The 5,890-nt window shown below is 45.5% G+C and carries 5 protein-coding genes and 1 pseudogene; all 6 read right to left on the bottom strand.

Annotated elements, in window-relative coordinates:
• Positions 1–863, bottom strand: an 863-nt coding sequence (locus tag BZJ18_RS17650; protein WP_241825003.1) for a type VI secretion system-associated FHA domain protein, incomplete at its 3' end; no start/stop codon positions are given.
• A pseudogene (gene tssG, locus BZJ18_RS17645) lies at positions 855–1,397 on the bottom strand (type VI secretion system baseplate subunit TssG); the annotation flags it as partial. The gene BZJ18_RS17650 and the pseudogene tssG, both read right to left, overlap by 9 nt.
• Entirely contained in the window at positions 1,361–3,130 is a 1,770-nt protein-coding gene (gene tssF / locus BZJ18_RS16510; protein ID WP_077458390.1) for a type VI secretion system baseplate subunit TssF, read from the bottom strand. The gene tssF and the pseudogene tssG, both read right to left, overlap by 37 nt.
• A 5-nt stretch (positions 3,131–3,135) precedes the next feature.
• Entirely contained in the window at positions 3,136–3,573 is a 438-nt protein-coding gene (gene tssE, locus BZJ18_RS16505; RefSeq protein ID WP_077458388.1) for a type VI secretion system baseplate subunit TssE, read from the bottom strand.
• Between the two features lie 2 nt (positions 3,574–3,575).
• Positions 3,576–5,048 carry a type VI secretion system contractile sheath large subunit gene (gene tssC, locus BZJ18_RS16500; protein WP_077458386.1) on the bottom strand — a complete coding sequence of 491 codons (1,473 nt, stop codon included), beginning with the start codon at positions 5,046–5,048 and terminating at the stop codon, positions 3,576–3,578.
• Between the two features lie 41 nt (positions 5,049–5,089).
• Positions 5,090–5,599, bottom strand: coding sequence for a type VI secretion system contractile sheath small subunit (tssB, locus tag BZJ18_RS16495; protein WP_077458384.1), 510 nt, complete (start codon positions 5,597–5,599; stop codon positions 5,090–5,092).
• Between the last annotated feature and the right edge of the window lie 291 nt (positions 5,600–5,890).

The raw sequence follows: 5,890 nt of genomic DNA, 5'->3' as shown, positions 1-5,890 counted from the left end.
TTATTAGGCTGTGGTGACGAAGTAGGCTCATGGCTTAAGCTCTTCGCCACTTCTTGCTCCAACAGCCCTAGTTCTTTTTCATCCATCGGTTTTCTCTCGCTCTGTTTCGTTTGATGCATCGTCTCAGGTGACATGACGCGATTCAGCGCTTCTTTTGCTTTCGATGCGTGAAATTCACGCTTTTGAGATTTCTTTTGCCCAAAGCCAAAAATACGCTTTAGTTTGACGGATGCCGACATGACATCTTCACTATCTGCTTGCGGCGTAAACGAGGGCTTTCGTTCAACGAGATTGTCTTTAGCGATCAATGAAGACTCAGCAGAGGATTGCTGCTTCTGCTCTTTGTCTCCATTTAAGAGCCAGTTCGACGTTTGATTGTCTTTGTTTTGGGCGTCGAGCTCTTTTAACGGATCAATCGCTTGAGTGAGCTCGGGTTCTTCTTCGCCCGAATCAATCTCTTGACTAGGCCCATCGGCCAAAAGATCGTGTTGCTGCGTTTCAAATAAGGTGTCAACGTGCCCCCCATCAAACTCCGCGTCTTCGCCGGTAAGCACGCGAATTTGATAAGGACCGACTTGTATCTCGTCTTTGTGTGCCAACCGGGCTAACTGACCTTTCCCTAAAGGCATATGCGTACCATTGACAAACGTTTCTCCACAGTCGTCGCGCACACAAAATGCGCCATCAACAACAACGACTTCACAATGACGACCGCTCACACGACCCAATCGATCGGTTAACCGCCAATCAGCACTAAAGTCGGAGCCAATGACACCACCGGAGTCAACAAAACGGACCTGAGCTGACAAGCCAGATTCCAGCGCTTGCGCATTGGCGACAACTAGCGTTAATCCTGCCAGCATCTTGCACCAATTGATTGGTGTTTCTCCGCGTAACTGCGGATCACCCAATCCAACCAGCGCAAACAACTGCGCTGAAAACTGATCTTCTGCCCCTGGTTGAAAGCGAATGTAATATCGATACTTGCGCCATATCCGGTAGACCAACGCAATCAAGCGATTGCTAAAAAAGTCGAGAAAGGGCCGTTTAATCCCTCCCGGTTCCTCATGAAGCAATTGCTCTGTGATAAAACCGGGTAAAGGGGACTGCGAGCCCGCAAGACCTAAAAAATTGGTGAGCATCACCGCATGACCATTCTGATCGTGCAACGACGCCACATCAGAAGCCGCAAACCCTAAGCTCGGGTTGGCACTAAAAACCAGTTTGCACTCTCGTTCCCAATCTTCTTGATCGGGATCAATGGCTCCATGCTTCTGTAGCAATGCCACTAATTGATAAAAATTGTAAGGCCGAACATCTGGCACTAAGTCAGTCATTGTGCGGCCATCTGTTTCATTTTTTATATCAGCGGCTGCATCCCGACTTTCGTCTGCCATGTATAAGTCTCGTTATTCGTTGTATTAATAACGGTCAGCTCATGGAAAGAGTTAATGCTCGCATACAGCGAGAAAAAATGGCTGAGCACCGTTCCAAACAGGTATAAGTCGCCCTCTGACCCAAACCCATCTTGATTTAAGTAAAGCGTTGATTTTAGGCCTCTCACTGGCATCCCTTTGAGAAGCTTGTCCATAGGCTTAGACTCAATTTTTTCAATGGCGTCTAGCCTTTTCTTACCTACTCGTTCGGCTTGTCTATCTACCAATGCCCTAAAATCATAAGCGGTTAAAACACAGCTCAGCGCATCTTTCGAGAGCAGCGATAAATAGTTCAATGATAGATTCGAGATCAACATCCACAATAAGCTGCCATCCAACACCGGGCGCAATGATTGCGTCGGGATGGTAATATTTTCGAATTCCGCAAACGGAGGCGATGTATCTGTGGGTTCACAGATATCGCCGACTCCCAGATCAAGAGGTAATTGTCGATTCGTACACGTCAGCTTCACTGACACCGCTTCGTCGACACCAATCGAGTCCGATTCATCCCCTCGTATAAAGGAGATAAAAGACTCAAATCCATCACCTCTAATACTGTCTTTAACACGTGCTCGGTAATAAAGCGTTTCTCGGTTTCTGACACGTTCTACTTCGTGTTGAAAACTTTCAAACGGGGTATAAACACGCTTTTGCCCACGTACCGGTTTCCCATCAACCAATCTATCTTGACGCCCGGTCACATTATCAATGCTAAATACTTCATAATGTGAGGGCTTACGACTCGACGGAATCACTTTGTACTCGGTATTTCTACCGCTCAAATCTATCGGGTCGGCATCATGGCTAAATAAATTGATAACAGGCGTGCAGAACAGCTGAAAACTGTCCTGTCTAACACGAACGTCGGCGGGTAACGTTTTCGACAAGTGCAACTGAATAGAGAACTGCCCATAAACATTTTGGGGTAATGCTTTATCTAGCCCACTTATATCAAAAAAGTGAAACGCTTCAGGAAAAGACAAATATTCCTGCAGGATCCGATAACCATCGTAAACATTTTGCGGATACGGAAGTAGGCTGTCTCCGGGATTAAACCCCACTGTCTGAAACGTATCTCGTGGTAAAGAAAACCGAGTGCCGTCCACGCTAACGGTCACTTTCTCTAGATAGTGATTGAGCCACAGATAAATCATCTGAGCACTATAATTGTCACCACCGATATAAAAACGTAGCGAATCAATCCCTGCATCACTGGCAGACATATCGCCATCTAGCATCATTTGGAGCTGGATGGTCGTCGCTTCACGTGTATGCTCTGCGTGCACTTTTTCGCATTTCAATGGATAAAGCTCGACATCGCGACAAGTCTGAAAACGACACTGCGTACCCATCACAGCAATACTGTCTAGCTCTGTCCCTTGACCAATCACCTGTTTTTCACTCACGCTTCGATCGGGCAAAAATTGGGTGATGCACATGCTAGGAACAGGGCGCAAGTAGTTAGGCCATAGCATATTGATAATGCTATGGGTCAGTTCGGGAAAGTCATCTTCAACTTTTTCACGCAGTTTGCCTGTGAGAAAAGCAAAGCCTTCTAATAACCGCTCTACATCAGGATCCGTATGTCTCCCATGTAAAAATCGAGATAACTGAGGATGGATCTCAGTAAAGGCTTTACCTTGCTCTTTAAGAAACGCGAGTTCTTCACGAAAATACTTGTCTTGCGTCATAGCAATTACAACACCCGATACTGGCGATTTTGATCCAACAACAAACTCAACTGCACTTTTTCATGGAGTGCTTCACTGTTAACCGTTGCGACGATATTGAATCGTAGCGTCAATGGTGAATGTTCGTCGTAATCAGAACTCACTAATATATTAGTTAACCGCGGCTCGTAGGTTTCCAGACACTGTTTAATCGCTAGTTTCACACGCAATGAAAGATCTAAGCTTTCAAGCGTCGCGTCGTTGAAATCTATCAGTCCAAGTCCTGGAGAGCTTTGTGCTCCGCCCGTACGCGTGTTCAATACATTAGCAATGTTCTTTTTTATCGAATTAACGACATCCCGAGTTTCTGGTCCTTGGGTAATCGACACAGGCTTAGCGCCGGCTTCCAGGCGCTCAAGGAAGCCGACACCAAATACACTGTCTTCTAGTGCGATGTATGACATGATTACTGATCAAGCCTACCAACAAGAGACAGTTCAAAGTTCGCGCCCATATATTTGAAGTGAGGACGCACCGCAAGAGAAACCTGATACCAACCTGGATTCCCCTCAACATCAGCCACTTCAATTTTTGCGGCACGAAGAGGACGACGGCTACGTACATCTGCAGGCGGGTTCTCTTGATCGGCGACATATTGCTTCAACCAAGTATTCAGCTCACGCTCCAAATCTTGACGCTCTTTCCAAGAGCCGATCTGCTCGCGCTGTAGCACTTTAATATAGTGCGCTAAACGGTTGATAATCATCATGTATGGCAGCTGAGTACCCAGTTTATAGTTCGTCTCTGCTTCCTTGCCTTCTTTGGTATTTGGGAACACCTTCGGCTTTTGAATCGAGTTTGCAGAGAAAAATGCAGCATTGTCGCTACCCTTACGCATGGTTAGGGCGATAAAGCCTTCTTCTGCCAGTTCAAACTCTTTACGATCGGTGATCAGAACTTCGGTTGGGATCTTGCTCTGTAGCGCGCCCATTGACTCATAAACGTGAACCGGTAGGTCTTCAACCGCACCGCCACTTTGAGGACCGATGATGTTTGGACACCAACGGTATTTTGCAAAGCTATCAGTCAGACGAGTTGCAAAGGCGAACGCAGTGTTACCCCAAAGGTAGTGCTCATGAGACTGACTCACATTTTCATGATAGACAAATGATTTAATGGGGTTTTCAGTCGGGTCATAAGGAACACGCAATAAGAAGCGAGGCGCGGTTAAACCCAGGTAACGCGCGTCTTCAGACTCACGGAGCGCACGCCATTTAGTATACTTTGGACTTTCAAAGATAGACTTCACATCTTTGATGTTAGGTAGCTCTTCAAAAGACTCAATACCAAAAAACTCAGGGCCTACACTCGAGATAAATGGTGCATGGGCCATAGCGCCCAACGCGCCCATGTATTGAAGCAGCTTCATATCTGGCGTCGACGGTGTAAAGGCATAGTTACCAATAATGGCACCAGTCGGTTCACCACCGAATTGTCCATAACCAGATGAATAGACGTGTTTATAAAGGCCTGACTGTGTCGTTTCCGGCGCAAACTCAAAGTCGTCTAACAGTTCTTCTTTGGTCACATGAAGAATGTCGACTTTATTGTTCTCACGAAAGTCAGTGCGGTCGACAAAAAGCTTCAAACCGCGCCATGCCGACTCCATTTGTTGAAATGAGTCTTCGTGAAGAATTTCATCCATTTGCGCACTGATTTTCTTGTCGAGCTCGACGAGCATTTGGTCGACCAGCGACTTATTAACAGGCTCTTTGGTTTGATCGTTGCCAATCAGATTTTCAATAAATGCCGCAACACCTTTTTTTGCAACATCATAACCTTCTTCACTTGGTGCGATGCGGGTTTGAGCCATGATCTCGTCAAGTAAGCCGCCTTCTTTGACTTCTGGCGACTCTAACACCGATTCATTTGTTGACATGTTTGATTTTCCTAGCGCTTAGTTAGTTGAAACTTATCCAATTACTCTTTAGAAGTATCTTCATCGACGCTGACAATATTCAATTCAGCGAGAAGCTTCTCTCGAGAGTCTTCTGAATTAAGGAGATCTTGTAGTCGCTCTCTAAACGCTGGGATATTGCCGAGAGGGCCTTTAAGAGCAACCAATGCTTCACGAAGCTCGATCAGTTTCTTTAGCTCTGGGACTTGTGCAGCAACTGCATCGGGAGAGAAATCCGACAAAGACTTAAACGCGAGTTCAACAGGTAACTCCGCATCTTCGTCATCGGTTAACTTGTTTTTAACAGTGGTAGAAATACGCAAGTCGCTTTCGCGCATCACGTCTTCAAAATTGTTTTTGTCAACCGAGACAGTCGAGCGATCTTCAACGGGTGTATCTTCTGTTTGACCTTTAAAGTCGCCAACCACTAATGTTTTTAGAGGCAATTCGACTTCAGCTTGCTGATCACCTGTCGCCGGTACGTATTTGATATTTATACGCTCTTTTGGCGCAACACTTCCTTCTTTGGACACTTTGAACCCTCGATACCTTCACCAAAAAGACAACATGGCTCAGTGCCTCTCAGTCTGCACCGGCCAATGTTAACACTGTGTTACTGCTGAAAGGTGTTATCTACTACCTATCAACGGCGACTCAGCATACCGAACAGAAAGTTAGACATTAATTAAAGATCATCAAGCTTGGAGCAATGCCTCAAGTTTTATTTTTTTATAGGCAAAAGAACATTGATATGACAAATTGACATTTCTCTGACTTATCAAATTGTTTCAAATAAGTTAGCGAGTAAATACTCTATATTAAAA

Origin of the sequence: Salinivibrio sp. IB872 (assembly GCF_001995345.1) — a bacterium.
GTDB lineage: Bacteria > Pseudomonadota > Gammaproteobacteria > Enterobacterales > Vibrionaceae > Salinivibrio > Salinivibrio proteolyticus.
The sequence above is the reverse complement of the archived record's forward strand: the minus strand, read 5'-3'. Positions and strand labels throughout refer to the sequence as shown.

Excerpts from the sequence above, each read along its gene's own strand:
- tssE (WP_077458388.1), bottom strand. The coding sequence starts at position 3,573 with ATGTCATACATCGCACTAGAAGACAGTGTATTTGGTGTCGGCTTCCTT.
- tssF (WP_077458390.1), bottom strand. The coding sequence starts at position 3,130 with ATGACGCAAGACAAGTATTTTCGTGAAGAACTCGCGTTTCTTAAAGAG.
- tssC (WP_077458386.1), bottom strand. The coding sequence starts at position 5,048 with ATGTCAACAAATGAATCGGTGTTAGAGTCGCCAGAAGTCAAAGAAGGC.